Source organism: Kitasatospora sp. HUAS MG31 (assembly GCF_040571325.1).
GTDB classification, from domain to species: domain Bacteria; phylum Actinomycetota; class Actinomycetes; order Streptomycetales; family Streptomycetaceae; genus Kitasatospora; species Kitasatospora camelliae.
The window spans coordinates 2,927,787-2,942,467 of sequence record NZ_CP159872.1 but is presented as its reverse complement, the minus strand read 5'-3'; the positions used below and the strand labels follow the sequence as shown (position 1 = coordinate 2,942,467).

The following is a 14,681-nucleotide window of genomic DNA, read 5'->3' as shown; positions in this document are numbered from 1 at the left end:
GGGACGGAAGGCGTCCGAGCATGAGCGACACGAACTTCAGCAACTTCAGCCATGGCGAACTGATCAAGATGGTTCAGTCGATGGACTCCGGCAGCGTCATGGCTGCGAGCGACCCTTGGCGCAGGGCGTATGAGACGCTCAAGCAGATTCGCACTGCCCTCAATACGGCTTCGGCGGACGCCACAACCGAGTGGGACGGATCCACCAGCGATGCCTTCCATTCGAAGATGACGGCCCTGGCGAGCACCGTCAACAACACTGCGGCCTATGCCCTCGACGCGGCCAACGCCATGCAGCACATGTCTGAGGCGATTGACGCCGCGAAGCGCTCTATGCCCGAGGAGCCTGGGTTCTGGGACAAGGTCGGAGACGACGTCAGCGACTTCGGCCAGGGCTTGGTGGGGGATGACTCCAAGGAAGCCAAGACCGAGATCGAGGACGAGAAGAAGGCGGAAGCCGTCGCCGTCATGCAGACGCTGGCGAGCAAGTACCAGTCCACCACCAACTTCTTGAAGCCGCCAACTGGCTTCCGCGACGACGTTTACGACCTCCCTGCGCCTGATTCGGGTGGCCCTGCGGCCCTGAGCGCCATGCTCATGGGTGGCGGCATGGGCCTGGCTGGCGCCTCGCGCTCGACCGGGGGCGGCGGCACGGCCACCGCTTCGCGGACTTCGAGCCCGTCGACTCCCACCACGCCCAAGTCGCCTGAGGCAACCTTGCCTAGGCCGACCGACTCGGGGATCAAGGGCGGCACGGCCAACCCGGCTCCGGCGCCCAAGGCGCCCAGCATCGGCACCGGCATCGACGGCGTCAGCGGCGGCACTCTGCCCGCGAACAAGGGCGGGATCGGCACCGGTAACACCTCCGGCGGGCCCGGCTCGAACCACGCCGGCGGCGGTGGCATCGCCGGTGGCGTTGGTGGCGGCGGAATCGGTACCGGTGGGTCCGGCGGTACTGGTGGCGGCCTGAAGGGCGGCACGGCCGGCGGCAGCGGGATCGGCGGCCGGAGCGGGGCGGGCGGTGCCGGTGGCACCGCAGGCGGCCGCAACAGCGGCGCCTTCGGTGCCGGTGGCATGGACGGCGCTGGCGGCAACGGCAACGGCAACCACAGTGGTGGCGGCGGCGCCAAGGGCGGCGGCGCCGGCGGTGGTGCCGCGGGCGGCTCCAAGTCCGGTCTGGTCCGCAAGGGCGGCGGTGTGGTCGGCGAGGCCGGCCGCGGCGGTGCCGGCGGTCGTGCCTTCACCGAGGGCGGCTCCGGGATCGGTCGTGGCCGCGGTCAGGCCGGCCAGGGTGGTTCCGGGCAGGGCCACGGGATGCCCGGGGGCTCGCAGGCCGGCAAGAAGGACAAGAAGGACGGCAAGGAGCGTCCGGACTACCTCGTCGAGGACGAGGAGACCTGGGCGAGCGGTCAGGCGGTCAACCCCAACGTGGTGGAATGACCTCCGGCCGATAGGACAGTCGAACACGACGGCCGTCCCGCAGATCCGAAAGACTGCGGGGCGGCCGCCCTGACGAGTGGGGTGACGAAGGCTTGACGACCAGCCGACCCATGCGCGGTATGGCCGTGCTCGCTACGGGAGCCCTGCTGTGGGGCCTCAGCGCGGCGCCCGCCAGCGCGGACAACGTGCGCGACGGCCAGTGGGCGCTGAAGAACTATGGAGCTGACACTCGGGTCTGGCCTGTCAGCCAGGGCGAGGGCGTAACTGTGGCTGTGGTCGACAGCGGCGTGCTCGCGGATCACCAGGACCTGACCGGTCAGATCATTCCCGGAACGGACATTGCCGGACAGGGAGACGGCCGAACAGATCCTGTGGGCCATGGCACCCAGATGGCGGGCATTATCGCCGGGCACGGGCACGGAGACGGCAATGCAAGCGGTGTGATGGGGCTGGCCCCCAAAGCGAAGATCCTCCCGGTCAGGATTTCCACGTCCCCTGAGGGAAAGCCTCTCGATGGCTCTGAGGAAGTCCCGAAGGGGATCCGCTACGCCGTTGATCATGGCGCCAGAGTCATCAACGTTTCCATCGGTGGAGGCATCAGCGGGCCGCAGGCGCGGGAGGCCATTTCCTATGCGGTGAGCAAGGATGTGGTAATCGTCGCATCCACTGGCAATGACGGGGTGCCCTTGGTGGAATTCCCGGCAGCCATTCCCGGAGTTGTTGCCGTCGGGGCAATCGACAAGACCGGAGCTGTCTGGGACAAATCGAACCGGGGGCCTGAGACCACCGTGGTCGCACCGGGTGTTGATGTCTACGTTGCGACGGCCAAGTCGACCAGCAGTTACGGCACGGCGCAGGGGACATCCGCGTCGACTGCGTACGTCTCCGCGATCGCCGCCCTCGTTCGGTCGAAGTATCCGAACCTTTCGGCAGGCCAGGTGATCAACCGGATCACCACGTCGGCAGTGGCGCCGCCGGACAAGTCGGTTGTACCGAATGACAAGTACGGGTTCGGTATCGCTTCTCCGGAGAAGGCTCTGCAGGCGAACCCGGCCGTGGACAACGGGCCGAAGGAGAACCCGCTTCTCTCGCGCGTGGACCGGAAGGCTAGCGAAAACCCCGCCACCCCCGCCCCGTCGAAGTCGGGGGCCGGGGCGCCGCCGTCGCAGGCGGCGAGTGGTGGGGCCGGGGACGGCAGTTCGGCTGCGGATGAGGGTGGCAGCAAGGGCAGTGGCATGCTGATCGCCGTCGGCGGTGGTGTGGTCGGCCTGGTGGTCGTGGTGCTGGTGGTGGTGTTCCTGGTGCGGCGGTCGAAGCGTGGCGGGGACGGGGACGGTCCGGGTGGCGGGGCCGGTGGTGCGCCGGGGTACGGGTACGCTCCGCAGGCCCAGCCGGGCGGCTACGGTGCGCCGCAGCCGCCGCAGGGCTTCCCGCCGGCGCCCGGGCAGCAGTACCCGCCGCAGCAGCCGCCGGGGGCGCCGGGCAGCAACAACCCGTACCAGCGCTGAGGTGGGCGGCTGACACGCCCACGGACGGCGCAGGATCCGAACGTGGGGACGGCCCTTCGGGCAGGACCGGATGACTCGATCGTCATTCGACCACCCGAAGGGCCGTTCTCATGTGGAAGAAGTTCGCCGTGGTGTTCCTGCTGGCCGCGACCGCCGTGGTCGCCGTTCCCCCGGGGGCGGCGTTCGCGGACGGGCCGACGGACGGGCCGAAGGACGCGAAGGAGGCGGCGGTCTGCGCCGATGTGCTGACGTGGGTGCTCGGCGGGATGGCGCCGATCTCGGTGGACGCGGTGTGCACGGTCAAGAAGGGCTGACCGGGCGGGCCGCCGCTACCGCCACTCGCCGTTGAGGGCGGCCATCCACAGGACGTCGTGCCGTTCGCCCTCCCAGTGGTGGGCCTGGCGGCTGCGTCCCTCGTGCCGGAAGCCGGCCTTCTCGTAGGCGCGGACGGCCCGGTCGTTGAACGCGAAGACGTCCAACTGCACGCGGTGGAGCCGGATCTCCTCGAAGGCGTAGTGCAGCAGCAGGCGGAGGGCCTCGACCCCGAGGCCCTTCCCCGGCCGGCCGGGGAGGAGGGCGATGCGGACGTCGGCGCTCTCGTTGTTCCGGTCGAGTTCGTTGAGTGCGAGGTCGCCGAGGAACTCGCCGGTGGCCGCGTCCTCGATGGCGAGGTCGAGCCGGTCGGCCTGGTCGCCGCGGCCGGCGCACCAGTCGCGGATGTCGTCGTAGGTGAACTCCCGGAGGGTGCCGGTGAGTCGGCGGGTCTCCGGGTCCCGGACGGCCTGCCAGAGGCCGTCCGCGTGGCGGGCCTGGAGGGGGACGAGGCGGAGGCGCTCGCCGATGAGGGTGGGCTTGTCGCGAAGTGCGTCGTCGTTGATCACATCATCGTTCTAGTCGAGTATCGGGCCCCGGGCCACCCCCCGTCCGTAGGCTTCCGGGCATGGACTGTTACACCTGCGCGCAGGAGGCGGCTCTGGAGGACCTGCCGCCGCGCGAACGGATCGGGCTGGACGTGCACTGGCGGGTGGCCCACGCGACCGGTACGGCGCTGCCGGGCTGGCTGGTGCTGGTGCCGCGGCGGCACGTGACCTCGATCGCGGAGCTCACCGACGCCGAGGCGGCGGGACTGGGCGGCTGGCAGGTACGGCTGTCGCGGGCCCTGGCCGGGGTGACCGGGTGCGCGAAGACGTACGTGGCGCAGTTCGCCGAGGCCGAGGGGTACGCGCACGTGCACTTCCACGTGGTGCCGCGGGATCCGGACCTGGCGGAGGGGCTGCGCGGGCCGCGGGTGTTCGGGCTGCTGGGCGCGGCGGGCGGCGAGGCCGTGGATCCGCGCCGGATGGACGCGATCGCGGACGCGCTGCGCGAGCGGCTCGCCTGATCGCACGCCGTCGCCCACCACTCGGTGCCGGTCAGCCGGTCAGCCGGTCGGGGCGGTCCAGGGCTTCTGGCCCATCAGCGCCTTGACGTTGGCCACGTAGCCGGGGTTGGGGATCTGCACCGAGCCGCTGACGGCGCCGGTGGTCTGGTCGGTGACGGCGGTGTACTTCACGTTGCCCGCACCGGCGTTGTAGCCGGCGATGACCATGTCGAGGAGCGGGGGAGTCCTGCCGGTGGCCGGGTCCGGCGCGAGGTTGTAGTCCCCGGCGAAGTAGTAGTCGCCGAAGTACGCCACCAGCCAGTCCAGCAGCTGGGTGCCGAGCTGGACGTTGCCGGCGAGCGTCGCGGGGTCGCTCTTGGTGCCGTACTTGTCGTTCATCCAGGAGACCGTGGCGGGCATGATCTGCATGGTGCCGATCCCGCCGTCGCAGGCGCGGATCGCCGACTGCCAGCCGCTCTCCTGCCAGGCGATGGCCCTGACCAGGTTGGCGGGGAGCGGCGGGAGACGGTCGGTGCCGCCCTTGCTGAGGTACAGGGTGCGGGTCTGCCCGGCGGCCGCGGCGAGGGCGCTGTCGACGGCCGTACGCGGTTCGTTGGCGCCCTCGTAGCCGGGCTTGCAGGAGCTCTGCAGCGGCGGGGTGTGCGGGGCGATCGGCGGCGGCGGGGGCGGCAGCGGGCCCGGCTTGGCAGTGGGGGCCGGGGCGGCCACGACCGGCTTGGCGGCGGACTTGGCACTGCTCGGGGCAGCCGTCGGGGCCTTGGTGGAGGCCGACGGGCTCGGCGAGGCACCGGCGCTCGGGCTCGCGCTCGGGGAGGACGAGGCGCTCGGCGACTCGGAGGCCGTGGGCTCCGCGCTCGCCTCGGCCGCAACCGGGGCCGCGGCGGGCCGCTTCTCGGGCTCCTTGCCGCAGCCGGTGAGCGGGGCGGCGGCGACCGCCGCGGCCAGCAGGCAGAGCGCCGCACGGCGCTTCCCTCGCGCGAGCATGGAGTCCCCCAGGTCGGTCGTTGTCGGCGGGTCGCCGTCGGTGCGTCGCGGCCCGGTACGCGTGCTGCCCGCGCTCCGCGCCCGGCCCGGCGAGCCGTCATCGTAGCGGCGGGCTACCGGGCGGTACCGGGCCGGGTGACGTCCCGTGGGACCGCCGGCGCCATCGGGGTTCGGACCAGCGACTTCTCCAACCACACCTCGGCGTACGGGTCGTCGCCGTACGGCTCGGTGGGCCGGTAGCCGAGGCGCGTGTAGAGGGCGATGGCCTCGACCAGGTCCTTACGGGTGTTCAGCAGCATCCGCCGGACGCCCCGGGCGCGGGCGGTCCGCTCGGCCGCGCCGACGATCCGGGCGCCCGCGCCGCCGCGGCGGTGCTCGGCGCCGACGAAGACCCGGGTCAGCTCACCGGTGTCCGCCGACAGCCAGCGCACCCCCGCGCAGGCCACCGCCTCGCCGCCGGACCGAGCCACCAGGAACACCCCGCGCGGGTCCAGCAGGTCGGTGTTGTCCGCCGTCTCCGCCAGCACCTCGGACCACTCGGCGGGCCGGCCGTAGTACCGGCTGATCAGCTCGTCCAGGTAGCGGTGCAGGAGGCCGATCGCCTCGGGGTGGTCGACCGGGACGGGGGCGATGGTCCAGGCGTCGGGCGTGGAAGCATCGGGCGTGGAGGCGTCGGTGGTCACGGAACCAGTCTCCGGCCGCGGGCAGGGGGATTTCCGCCGGTGGAACCGCGGGGGCGGCGCGAGGGGGACGGCTGGCAGCATCTCGACGGACGCCGGCGGTCCTGCCACTGGTGACCGAGCGGCCCTCCGGCGATGCTGGGTTCATGATCACACCTGACACCAAGGACTGGACCTGGGTCCTCGAACGCCCCTGTGCCGAGTGCGGTCTGGACACCCCGGCCGTGGTGCCCGGGGAGGTCGCCGGCCTGGTCCGCCGGAACGCCGCCTCCTGGGTCGACCTGCTCGCCGGGGACCCGGAGCGGCTGCGGGAACGGCCGTCGGCGGACGTCTGGTCGCCCCTGGAGTACGCCTGCCACGTGCGGGACGTGTTCCGGCTGTTCGACGTCCGGCTGGGGCTGATGCTGACCCAGGACGGCCCGCTCTTCCCCAACTGGAACCAGGACGAGACCGCCGTCGCCGACCGCTACAACGCGCAGGAGCCGGACCGGGTCGCCGCCGAACTCGCCTCCGCCGCCGAGACCCTGGCGACCTCCTTCGAGAAGGTCTCCGGCGGGCAGTGGCACCGGACGGGCGACCGCAGCGACGGCGCCCGGTTCACCGTGGAGTCGTTCTCCCGGTACCTGATCCACGACCCGGTCCACCACCTGCACGACGTCACCGGCACCCGCGCCTCCTGAACACCCGCACCTCCTGAGCACCCCCGCCGGACGCATCGGCGGCCGGGGGCACCCGCAGGCGCGCGCAGTCCGTACGCGCCCCCGACGCCCGCCGGCGCCCGCGGGTCAGCCCGGACCGGGTGAGCGCGGACCGGTGCGGCCCGGCCGGGCGGATCCACCGCCGGGGATCAGCCGAGCAGCACGTCCTCGGCGTCCCAGGCGGGCAGGCCGTGCGGTACGGCCTCGGCCAGCACCCGCTCCTCGCCGGCGCCCAGCCGGGCCGTGAGCAGGAAGGGGTGCCGGTCGCCGGACCGGCGCGGCTCGAAGGCCAGGTACGCGAACGGCGCGTCCTCGCTGGACGCGGCCGCGAGACGCTCCAACTCGCCCTGGACAACGGCCCATTCCTCCGCCGGGACGTACTGCTTCATCACCGAGTGCCAGACCACGGTGAGCGTGCCCTCCGCCGTCTCCACACCGCGCAGGAACGCGCCCGCGCCCACGGCGGCGACCTCGGTGGGGACCTCCGCGGCCAGCCGCAGCGCGCCCTCCAGACGCGCCGTCCGGGCGGGCTGGTCCGGCCAGACGTAGGCGCGCAGGGCCAGGGCGCCCTCGTCCGACCGGGGGTCGATCGGGGTCGGGTCGCAGCCGTGGCGCTCGACGATCCGCAGCGGGGTGCCGGCGGCCCGGGCCAGCCAGGCCGGCGGGGCGCCGCGCCAGGCGTCCGCGAGCAGCACCGGCGAATCGGCCGGGCCGGCGGCGAAACCCGGGGACTCGTACCGGAACCGGTCCGCCAGCAGGTTGAGGCCCGCGCTGGAGCCGAGTTCGAACAGCCGGACCGGCCGCGGACGGCCGCCGAGGGCGTACCGCAGGCCGGTGGTGAGCAGGTTGGCACGGCCGACCTCGTTGGTCTGCGGCGGCCGGGTCATCCAGCCGCGGATCCAGTCCGGGTTGCCGGTCAACGCGGCGTCGAACGCCTCCCACGCCGCGTCCGCGTCGGTGAACTCCCCGCCGGCGCTGGGGTAGTGGGCGGCGAGCGCAGGGGCCCGCCCGGTCAGCACCAGGGCGTGGACGCCGCCGAGCAGCCGCAGGGCGACGGCGGCCGGCCCGGGGGCGTCCTCGTACCCGGCGATCGCGGCGGCGCAGGGACCGCCGGCGGCCAGGTCGCGGGTGGCGCGACGCAGCAGCTCGGCGTACATCGGCGAGCCGAGCTCCGCGCAGGCCTCGGCCTGGTGCTCGAACATCGCGATGGCGTGGTCCAGTGACATGCGGGGTCTCCGTCCGTTCGACTGGAGATCATCATCCGCCGCTGCGGCCGCTCGGCGTCGGGTGACCCGCCTCACCCTGCCTCGGGCGGGCGGCGCTTGGCGTGCCGCAGCTGGCTGGAGATGCTGGCGGTGTCGACCCCGACCACGTCCGCGATCTCCGGGGTGGCCAGGCCGACCACGTAGTGCAGGATCGCCAGGTCCTCGTCGGCCTGCCCGGGCTGCAGGCCGTCCGGCGTCCTGGAATGCTGGTCGGCGACCGTCTCGCGGAGGATCTCCCACGCCGCCGCGGCCGGGCTGGGACTGCCGAGGACCTCCGGCCAGACCGCCGCCAGCGCGTGCAGGGCGTGCCGGACCACCTCGGCGGCCTGCCCGGGCTCACGGAACCAGACCCGGGCGTAACTGAGGTAGCGCGGCCGGTGGAGCTCGCAGAAGGCGGTGTACTCCACCGGCATGCGGGTGAGTTCGCCGTACCGTGCCGTGGGGGCCGACTCTACGGCGGGGATATGACGATCAGTCACATCGGCTCTCTCGATCTGGTCGCGACGGCTAAAAGCGCCCTGTGCTCACTCTAGGCCCTCGCGCGGGTGCTTTGGGTGACAAGTCTGCTGAGATGTGCGGGCGGAGGCCCGATTCGGCCGCTGTGCGACGGTCAGTCAGCAGTTCGGCTCCCCGAATGCAGCTGCGAGCATGTCGCAGCTGGTCAGAGCTGCTAGGACGGCAGTGGCTGCAAGGCCACCGCTGTGCCACCGTGGGTCCATGAAGGGCCACCACGAGCACCACACCCACCGTGACGCTGCCCCGCGCCACCGGTGGACGCACCGGTTGGCGCACCTCCTCCGACCGCACTCCCACGAGGCGGCCGATCGGGTGGACACCGCCCTGGAGTCCTCGGCCGAAGGGCTGCGGACGATCTGGACCTCCCTCGTCGTGCTCGGCCTCACCGCCGGCCTCCAGGCCGGGATCGTCGTGATCTCCGGCTCGGTCGCCCTGCTCGGCGACACCGTGCACAACCTCGCCGACGCCCTCACCGCCGTCCCCCTCGGCCTCGCCTTCCTGCTCGGCCGCCGGGCCGCCACCCGCAGCTACACCTACGGCTACGGCCGCGCCGAGGACCTCGCCGGGGTCGCCGTGGTGCTCACCGTGGCCGTCTCGGCGGTCCTCGCCGCCGCCACCGCCGTGGACCGGCTGCTCCACCCGCAACCCGTCGGCCACCTCTGGGCGGTCGCCGGCGCCGCACTGGCCGGCTGCGCCGGCAACGAGTGGGTCGCCCGGTACCGCATCCGCACCGGCCGGCGGATCGGCTCCGCCGCCCTGGTCGCCGACGGCCTGCACGCCCGCGCGGACGGCCTCACCTCGCTGGCCGTCCTGCTCGGCGCCGGCGGCAGCGCCCTCGGCTGGCGCCTCGCCGACCCCGTGGTGGGCCTGCTGATCGCGGTGGCGATCCTGGCGGTGCTGCGGACCTCGATCCGCGAGGTGGGGCGGCGGCTGATGGACGCGGTGGACCCGGCGCTGGTGGACGCGGCGGAACGGGCGCTCGGGGGCGTGGAGGGCGTGCGGGGGGTGGGGGCGCTGCGGATGCGGTGGATCGGGCACTCGCTGCGGGCCGAGGCGGAGGTGGTCGTGGACCGGACGCTCACCGTGGTCGCCGGGCACCAGGTCGCGGAGGCGGCCGAACGGGCGCTGATCCGTGCGGTACCCCGGCTCCTGGGCGCCACCGTCCACATCGACCACGCCCACTGAGGGCGGCGCACGCGCCGTGCGGTCGGCTGCTTCGTGGCCGGCCGCCTGCGGGGCCGGGGCAGCGGGTGCCTGCGGTGGCCGGGGACCGGTAGGCCGGGTGGGCTCCCGGTCCGCGCAGGTCCGCGCGCCCCAGGGTCAACTGCGTGCCCCCTGGGCGGGTGGCGGTGGCTGCGCGGTGAATCCCTGATGGTGCGTCATGGGCGGCTCAGGGGCGGGTCGGGGTGGTCACCGATGGTCGGGGGAGGGGGTTGCGGGCGAGGGTGGTGGGCATGGAGACCACCACGATCCGCCGGGCCGCCGTCCTGCTGGCCGGCGCGGCCCTCGCGGCCACCGTACTGACCCCGGGTGCCGCCTCGGCCGCCGAGCCGGCGGGGACGGTCACGTCCGCCGTCGAGCCGCCCGCCGACTTCCGGGACTGCCCGCAGCTGCCGGCCGGCGCCGACCCGGCGCGCTGGCGCTGCGAGGTCCACGTGGCCGCGCCCCGGCTGACCCTGGGCACCGTCCACGACCTCGAACTGGCCCCGATGATGCTGACCTTCGCCGAGGGCCCGCTGCCGGACGGCCGCCCCGGCCAGGTCTGGGGCGCGCTGCGGAGCGCGCCGACCGCCGTGCCCGGCGGGGTGACGGGTAACCCGGGCGGCGACCGGTCGGCGGTCCTGGGCATGTCGATCCGGCCCGAGTACGGCGGCCGGTCCGACTTCTACACCGGCGAGTTCAGCCTCCGCTTCCGGCTGGACGGCCCGCTGCTGCCGCCCGGCTGCACGGTGGGTGGCGGCCGGGACGGCGGCACCGCGCCGATCGACCTCCGGCTGAAGCGCTCCGGCCCGTCCGAGAGGGTGTCCGTGGACCCGCCGCTGATCCGGTACGCCACGTACGACGACACCTTCGCCGCCGCGGCCACCGACGGCTGCGGGCCGCTGGGGCACCTGCTGGACGCGCGGCTCGGACTGCCCGCCCCCACCGGCAACCTGATCGCCAATCAGGCCGCGTACACCTTCAGGACGTACGACCGGCTGGGTTGATCTCGGCACCTTCCGGGGACGCGGCCGCGGCTCTGGCCCGGCGGGCGGCGGCCGCGGCCGCGGCACCCGCCGCAGCGGCCGCCGCGGCCGTACCGGCGCTGTCGGCGGCGCCGCGGCCGGACTGCTCGCGCCGGCTCTGCCCGGGGATGCGGGCCGGTTCGGTGACCAGGCCCGGCTCGGTGGCGGTCCGGCCGCCGCGGCGGCTGCGGGAGACGCTCTCCGCGGCCTCCCGCGCCGCGAGGTACGCCTGGACCGCCGCGATGCCGTACACCGGCTGGATCAGTTGCTGGCCCTTGAAGAACGGCCGGGCGGGGGCGAAGCCGGCGGCCACCACCAGTTCGCGGATCTCGGCTATCTCCGCCTCGGTGCGGGCGGTGAACCGGACTTCCCAGCCCTTCTTGTACGTCCGGCCCTCCTCGCCGCTGCGGCGGCTGAGGTCGGGCTGGCGGACGTAGCCGGGCAGGCGGCCGAGACGCAGCTGGACGGAGCGCTGGACGGAGGAATCGTCACGGGGCATGTGGTGATGGTAGGCAATCGCGGGGGCGTCGGTGACGCCGGGTTGGTACTTCACCGTATGGCCCTCGTCACTCTCGGTCAGGGGGTGCTGGTGGGCGTGCCGGATTCGAGAGCTTTGGGGGGACTGGTGATTCGATGAATATCGGATCGTAGAGGATCAAGTCCGACCTATTGCGGCAATGGAGTGAACGTCCGATCCGCCGAATGGGTGAGGATATGGGGACTTTAGTGCGGGGTAGTCCCGTTTTCGTGACGGATGGGTAACAGGTCGTCAGGTCGGCGGTGGCCGGGCGGTGATGGCGGGGAGGGTGTCGGCATGAGCTACCAGATCCCTTCCCAGTCGCTGTCCCTCGAGGAACTGGCCCGCCGTCAGCAGAACGTGGTCACCGCCAGTCAGCTGCGCGCCCGCGGGGTTCCCACCAGGGTGGTCGGCGAGCACTGCCGGCGGGGCGGCCCCTGGCAGCGGCTGCTGCCCCGGGTGTACCTCCTCCAGGACGGCGATCCGACCCCGGAGCAGCGGATGTGGGCGGCCCTGCTGTACGCCGCGCAGAACGGCCGCGAGGAGGGCGGCCGCGCGGGCGCGGTGATCACGGGGGCGGCGGCGCTGGCGCTCTACGGGTTCGTGTCGATGCCCCGGCTCCCGGCCGTCACCGGGGTCGAGGTGCTGGTGCCCCGGCAGCGCCGGCTGAAGGACGCCGGCACGGTCCGGATCCGCCGTACCGGGCGGGAGTTGGAGGCCCGGTCGGTGCACGGGCTGGCCTGCGCCCCGGTCGCCCGCGCGGTCGCCGACGCGGTCCGCGAGTGGACCGACACGGCCGCCTTCGACACCGGCGTGGTCGGCCCCGGCCTGCTCCGCGCCGTCCTGCGCGAGGCCGTCTCCCGCCGCGAAGGCGCCTGTACGCTCCAGGAGTTGCTCGGCGAGCTGGGCGAGGCCGGGCTGCTCACCGAGGCCCGGGTGCGGGCCGCCATGGACGAACTGCTCGCCACCGCACGGGAGTCGGTGCTGGGCAGGATCGGCGAGCTGGTGGACGAGTGGCTGCTGCCCGTCCCGCTCACCGGCCCCGAGCTGCGGATGCGCGGCGGCACCTACATCGCCGTGCCGGACCTGTACTGGCCGCAGGCCGGGGTCGCCGTGGAGGTCGACTCCGACCTGCGCTGCGTCAGCGAGGGCGAGGCCGCCTGGGTGCGCGGCGGCCAGCACCGGATGGAGTACCTGGGGGTGCGGGTGGTGTACGTCTCCGGGCAGCGGCTCGCCGCCGACCCGGACGCGGTCGGCGGGGAGCTGCGCCAGGCGTTCGCCGCCGGCGGGCAGGACGTGGTCGAGCTGGTGGTCTCCGAGCGCTAGTCCCGGCTGGGGCGGAGCTAGCCGCGGACCGTCGGGGTGCCGGTCAACTCGACGCCGGCGGAGCGGAGTTCGTCGAGCGCGGCAGCCGTGGTCGCGGCCGCCACACCGGCGGTGAGGTCGAGCAGCACCCGGGCCCGGAAGCCCTCGCGGGCGGCGTCCAGGGCGGTGGCCCGGACGCAGTGGTCGGTGGCGATGCCGACCACGTCCACCTCGGTGACCTGCCGCTCGCGGAGCCAGTCGGCGAGCGTGCCGCCGTTCTCGTCCAGACCCTCGAAGCCGCTGTAGGCGGCCGAGTAGGCGCCCTTGGAGAAGACCGCCTCGATGGCGCCTGAGGTGACCGAGGGGGCGAAGTTGGGGTGGAAGCCGACGCCCTCGGTGCCCGCGACGCAGTGCGCCGGCCAGGAGGTCGCGTAGTCGGGTTCGGCCGCGAAGTGCGCCCCGGGCGCGATGTGGTGGTCGCGGGTGGCGACGATGTGGGCGTAGCCGGGGGTGGATTCGGCGATCAGGTCGGTGATCGCGGCGGCGACCTCGGCGCCGCCGGCGACGGCCAGGCTGCCGCCCTCGCAGAAGTCGTTCTGCACGTCGACGACGATCAGGGCCCGGTGCATGGCGTGGCTTCTCTCATGGGAGTCGTGAGTCGGTGGGGCGGGTGGTGCGGTCCGGCGCGGCCCGGTGGGGCGGGTGGTGCGGACCGGTGTGGATCCGGTGCGGGTCCGGGGTGGAAACTCTAGGGAGTGACGCGCGTAGGCGGAAGGGGAGCCGCGCTCACAGGGACCGTTCGGGGGTGAGCCCGTGCAGCTCGGTGGCGATGACCGGCTCGCCGCGGGAGAGCTGGGTGGCCGACAGCGGGAGGGCGGCCCGGGCCCGCAGGTGGCGTTCGCGGGCGGCCTCCAGGGGCTCGCGGCCGACCACCTCGCCCTTGCTGACCAGCGGGACCTGCAGCAGGTGCGGCTCCAGCTCGGCGGGCATCGGGCCGGTGCCCACCACCTCGGCCTCGGCGACGCCGTCCGCGTCGGGCCGGCGGGCCGCCCACTTGCGGCCGCCGATGCTGGTCTTGCCGCCGGCCGAGCGCTTGGCGACCGGCGTCAGCTCGCCGTCCGGGCCGCTCGCCCGGGCCACCAGCTTGTAGACCATGGCGCAGGTGGGGTGGCCGCTGCCGGTGACCAGCTGGGTGCCGACGCCGTAGCCGTCCACCGGGGCGGCGGCGAGCGCGGCGATGGCGTACTCGTCCAGGTCGGAGGTGACGAGGATGCGGGTGTCGTGGGCGCCCAGCTCGTCCAGCTGGCGGCGGACCCGGTGGGCGAGCAGGGTGAGGTCGCCGGAGTCGATCCGGACGGCGCCGAGCCCGGGGCCGGCCACCTCCACGGCGGTGCTGACGGCCTCGGTGAGGTCGTAGGTGTCCACCAGCAGGGTGGTGCCCCGGCCCATCGAGTCGATCTGCGCGGTGAAGGCGTCGCGCTCGGTGTCGTGCACCAGGGTGAAGGCGTGCGCGGCGGTGCCCCGGGTCGGGATGCCGTAGGTGTAGCCGGCCTCCAGGTCGGAGGTGGCGCTGAACCCGGCCACGTACGCGGCCCGGGCGGCCGAGACGGCGGCCAGCTCGTGGGCCCGCCGGGCGCCCATCTCGATCACCGGCCGCTCCCCGGCGGCGGAGCTCATCCGGGACGCCGCGGCGGCGATGGCCGAGTCGTAGTTGAGGATCGAGAGGATCACCGTCTCCAGGATCACCGCCTCGGCGAAGCTGCCCTCCACGGTGAGCACCGGGGAGCCGGGGAAGTAGACCTCGCCCTCCGGGTAGCCGTGGATGTCACCGGTGAAGCGGTAGTCGGCGAGGAAGCGCAGGGTGTCCTCGTCCACCACCCGCTCGTCGGCCAGCCAGTCCAGCTGCGGGGTGGTGAACCGGAAGGCCTCCACGGCGTCCAGGACACGGCCGGTGCCGGCCAGCACACCGTAGCGGCGGCCGTTCGGCAGGCGGCGGGTGAACACCTCGAAGACCGAGCGGCGGTGTGCGGCGCCGCTGCGCAGGGCGGCCTGCAGCATGGTGAGTTCGTACCGGTCGGTGAGCAGCGCGGAGGAACGGTGCGCGGTGATGGCGTCCATGGTGATGATGCTACTACCACTTAGCGTCAGATTGACGATTTCTCT

Annotated in this window: 16 protein-coding genes; 8 read left to right on the top strand and 8 right to left on the bottom strand. The window is 73.6% G+C overall.

Annotated features, from left to right (window positions below; translation table 11 throughout):
• Nucleotides 1-20: 20 nt before the first annotated feature.
• The 3 genes from ABWK59_RS13185 (at nucleotide 21) to ABWK59_RS13175 (ending at nucleotide 3,261) form a co-directional block, all read left to right on the top strand.
• On the top strand, nucleotides 21-1,439 hold the full coding sequence (locus tag ABWK59_RS13185; protein ID WP_354640732.1) for a WXG100 family type VII secretion target: 1,419 nt from the start codon (nucleotides 21-23) through the stop codon (nucleotides 1,437-1,439).
• Between the two features lie 119 nt (nucleotides 1,440-1,558).
• Nucleotides 1,559-2,947, top strand: coding sequence for a S8 family serine peptidase (locus tag ABWK59_RS13180; protein WP_354640731.1), 1,389 nt, complete (start codon nucleotides 1,559-1,561; stop codon nucleotides 2,945-2,947).
• A 110-nt stretch (nucleotides 2,948-3,057) separates the two neighbouring features.
• Nucleotides 3,058-3,261, top strand: coding sequence for a hypothetical protein (locus ABWK59_RS13175; RefSeq protein ID WP_354640729.1), 204 nt, complete (start codon nucleotides 3,058-3,060; stop codon nucleotides 3,259-3,261).
• A gap of 15 nt (nucleotides 3,262-3,276) precedes the next feature.
• Here the strand turns inward: ABWK59_RS13175 and ABWK59_RS13170 are convergent, their stop codons facing one another.
• Nucleotides 3,277-3,828 (bottom strand): GNAT family N-acetyltransferase, encoded by a 552-nt coding sequence (locus ABWK59_RS13170; RefSeq protein WP_354640727.1) that lies wholly within the window; start codon nucleotides 3,826-3,828, stop codon nucleotides 3,277-3,279.
• Nucleotides 3,829-3,887: 59 nt separating this feature from the next.
• Between ABWK59_RS13170 and ABWK59_RS13165 the strand changes: the two genes are divergently transcribed.
• Nucleotides 3,888-4,328 carry an HIT family protein gene (locus ABWK59_RS13165; protein ID WP_354640726.1) on the top strand — a complete coding sequence of 147 codons (441 nt, stop codon included), beginning with the start codon at nucleotides 3,888-3,890 and terminating at the stop codon, nucleotides 4,326-4,328.
• Between the two features lie 39 nt (nucleotides 4,329-4,367).
• Here the strand turns inward: ABWK59_RS13165 and ABWK59_RS13160 are convergent, their stop codons facing one another.
• Together ABWK59_RS13160 and ABWK59_RS13155 are read right to left on the bottom strand one after the other, a co-directional pair.
• The gene (locus tag ABWK59_RS13160; protein ID WP_354640724.1) at nucleotides 4,368-5,312 is read right to left on the bottom strand and encodes a lytic transglycosylase domain-containing protein; all 945 of its coding nucleotides are present in this window, start codon (nucleotides 5,310-5,312) and stop codon (nucleotides 4,368-4,370) included.
• Between the two features lie 113 nt (nucleotides 5,313-5,425).
• The gene (locus ABWK59_RS13155) at nucleotides 5,426-5,995 is read right to left on the bottom strand and encodes a GNAT family N-acetyltransferase (RefSeq protein ID WP_354640722.1); all 570 of its coding nucleotides are present in this window, start codon (nucleotides 5,993-5,995) and stop codon (nucleotides 5,426-5,428) included.
• Nucleotides 5,996-6,138: 143 nt separating this feature from the next.
• Between ABWK59_RS13155 and ABWK59_RS13150 the strand changes: the two genes are divergently transcribed.
• Complete coding sequence (locus ABWK59_RS13150) at nucleotides 6,139-6,672, top strand: DinB family protein (protein ID WP_354640721.1); 534 nt, start codon at nucleotides 6,139-6,141, stop codon at nucleotides 6,670-6,672.
• Nucleotides 6,673-6,839: 167 nt separating this feature from the next.
• Here the strand turns inward: ABWK59_RS13150 and ABWK59_RS13145 are convergent, their stop codons facing one another.
• Entirely contained in the window at nucleotides 6,840-7,916 is a 1,077-nt protein-coding gene (locus ABWK59_RS13145) for a DUF2332 domain-containing protein (RefSeq protein WP_354640719.1), read from the bottom strand.
• A gap of 71 nt (nucleotides 7,917-7,987) precedes the next feature.
• The gene (locus ABWK59_RS13140) at nucleotides 7,988-8,434 is read right to left on the bottom strand and encodes a hypothetical protein (protein ID WP_354640717.1); all 447 of its coding nucleotides are present in this window, start codon (nucleotides 8,432-8,434) and stop codon (nucleotides 7,988-7,990) included.
• 238 nt (nucleotides 8,435-8,672) lie between these two features.
• Here ABWK59_RS13140 and ABWK59_RS13135 point away from each other — a divergent pair, with 238 nt between their 5' ends.
• Nucleotides 8,673-9,656: a cation diffusion facilitator family transporter gene (locus tag ABWK59_RS13135; RefSeq protein ID WP_354640716.1), complete on the top strand. Its 984-nt coding sequence runs from the start codon at nucleotides 8,673-8,675 to the stop codon at nucleotides 9,654-9,656.
• Between the two features lie 269 nt (nucleotides 9,657-9,925).
• Nucleotides 9,926-10,678, top strand: coding sequence for a hypothetical protein (locus tag ABWK59_RS13130; RefSeq protein ID WP_354640714.1), 753 nt, complete (start codon nucleotides 9,926-9,928; stop codon nucleotides 10,676-10,678).
• Here the strand turns inward: ABWK59_RS13130 and ABWK59_RS13125 are convergent.
• On the bottom strand, nucleotides 10,653-11,195 hold the full coding sequence (locus ABWK59_RS13125) for a hypothetical protein (protein WP_354640712.1): 543 nt from the start codon (nucleotides 11,193-11,195) through the stop codon (nucleotides 10,653-10,655). The genes ABWK59_RS13130 and ABWK59_RS13125 overlap by 26 nt on opposite strands.
• Before the next feature lie 315 nt (nucleotides 11,196-11,510).
• Here ABWK59_RS13125 and ABWK59_RS13120 point away from each other — a divergent pair, with 315 nt between their 5' ends.
• Nucleotides 11,511-12,539 carry a hypothetical protein gene (locus ABWK59_RS13120; RefSeq protein WP_354640709.1) on the top strand — a complete coding sequence of 343 codons (1,029 nt, stop codon included), beginning with the start codon at nucleotides 11,511-11,513 and terminating at the stop codon, nucleotides 12,537-12,539.
• A 17-nt stretch (nucleotides 12,540-12,556) separates the two neighbouring features.
• Here ABWK59_RS13120 and ABWK59_RS13115 read toward each other — a convergent pair whose 3' ends face one another.
• Nucleotides 12,557-13,147 (bottom strand): isochorismatase family protein, encoded by a 591-nt coding sequence (locus ABWK59_RS13115; RefSeq protein WP_354640707.1) that lies wholly within the window; start codon nucleotides 13,145-13,147, stop codon nucleotides 12,557-12,559.
• A gap of 157 nt (nucleotides 13,148-13,304) precedes the next feature.
• Complete coding sequence (locus ABWK59_RS13110; RefSeq protein ID WP_354640706.1) at nucleotides 13,305-14,636, bottom strand: nicotinate phosphoribosyltransferase; 1,332 nt, start codon at nucleotides 14,634-14,636, stop codon at nucleotides 13,305-13,307.
• Nucleotides 14,637-14,681: the final 45 nt, after the last annotated feature.

Bases quoted from the DNA above. Each gene is read 5' to 3' on its own strand.
- ABWK59_RS13185 (WP_354640732.1), top strand. From the start codon at position 21: ATGAGCGACACGAACTTCAGCAACTTCAGCCATGGCGAACTGATCAAG.
- ABWK59_RS13180 (WP_354640731.1), top strand. From the start codon at position 1,559: ATGGCCGTGCTCGCTACGGGAGCCCTGCTGTGGGGCCTCAGCGCGGCG.
- ABWK59_RS13175 (WP_354640729.1), top strand. From the start codon at position 3,058: ATGTGGAAGAAGTTCGCCGTGGTGTTCCTGCTGGCCGCGACCGCCGTG.
- ABWK59_RS13165 (WP_354640726.1), top strand. From the start codon at position 3,888: ATGGACTGTTACACCTGCGCGCAGGAGGCGGCTCTGGAGGACCTGCCG.
- ABWK59_RS13160 (WP_354640724.1), bottom strand. From the start codon at position 5,312: ATGCTCGCGCGAGGGAAGCGCCGTGCGGCGCTCTGCCTGCTGGCCGCG.
- ABWK59_RS13150 (WP_354640721.1), top strand. From the start codon at position 6,139: ATGATCACACCTGACACCAAGGACTGGACCTGGGTCCTCGAACGCCCC.
- ABWK59_RS13145 (WP_354640719.1), bottom strand. From the start codon at position 7,916: ATGTCACTGGACCACGCCATCGCGATGTTCGAGCACCAGGCCGAGGCC.
- ABWK59_RS13135 (WP_354640716.1), top strand. From the start codon at position 8,673: ATGAAGGGCCACCACGAGCACCACACCCACCGTGACGCTGCCCCGCGC.
- ABWK59_RS13130 (WP_354640714.1), top strand. From the start codon at position 9,926: ATGGAGACCACCACGATCCGCCGGGCCGCCGTCCTGCTGGCCGGCGCG.
- ABWK59_RS13125 (WP_354640712.1), bottom strand. From the start codon at position 11,195: ATGCCCCGTGACGATTCCTCCGTCCAGCGCTCCGTCCAGCTGCGTCTC.
- ABWK59_RS13120 (WP_354640709.1), top strand. From the start codon at position 11,511: ATGAGCTACCAGATCCCTTCCCAGTCGCTGTCCCTCGAGGAACTGGCC.
- ABWK59_RS13115 (WP_354640707.1), bottom strand. From the start codon at position 13,147: ATGCACCGGGCCCTGATCGTCGTCGACGTGCAGAACGACTTCTGCGAG.
- ABWK59_RS13110 (WP_354640706.1), bottom strand. From the start codon at position 14,636: ATGGACGCCATCACCGCGCACCGTTCCTCCGCGCTGCTCACCGACCGG.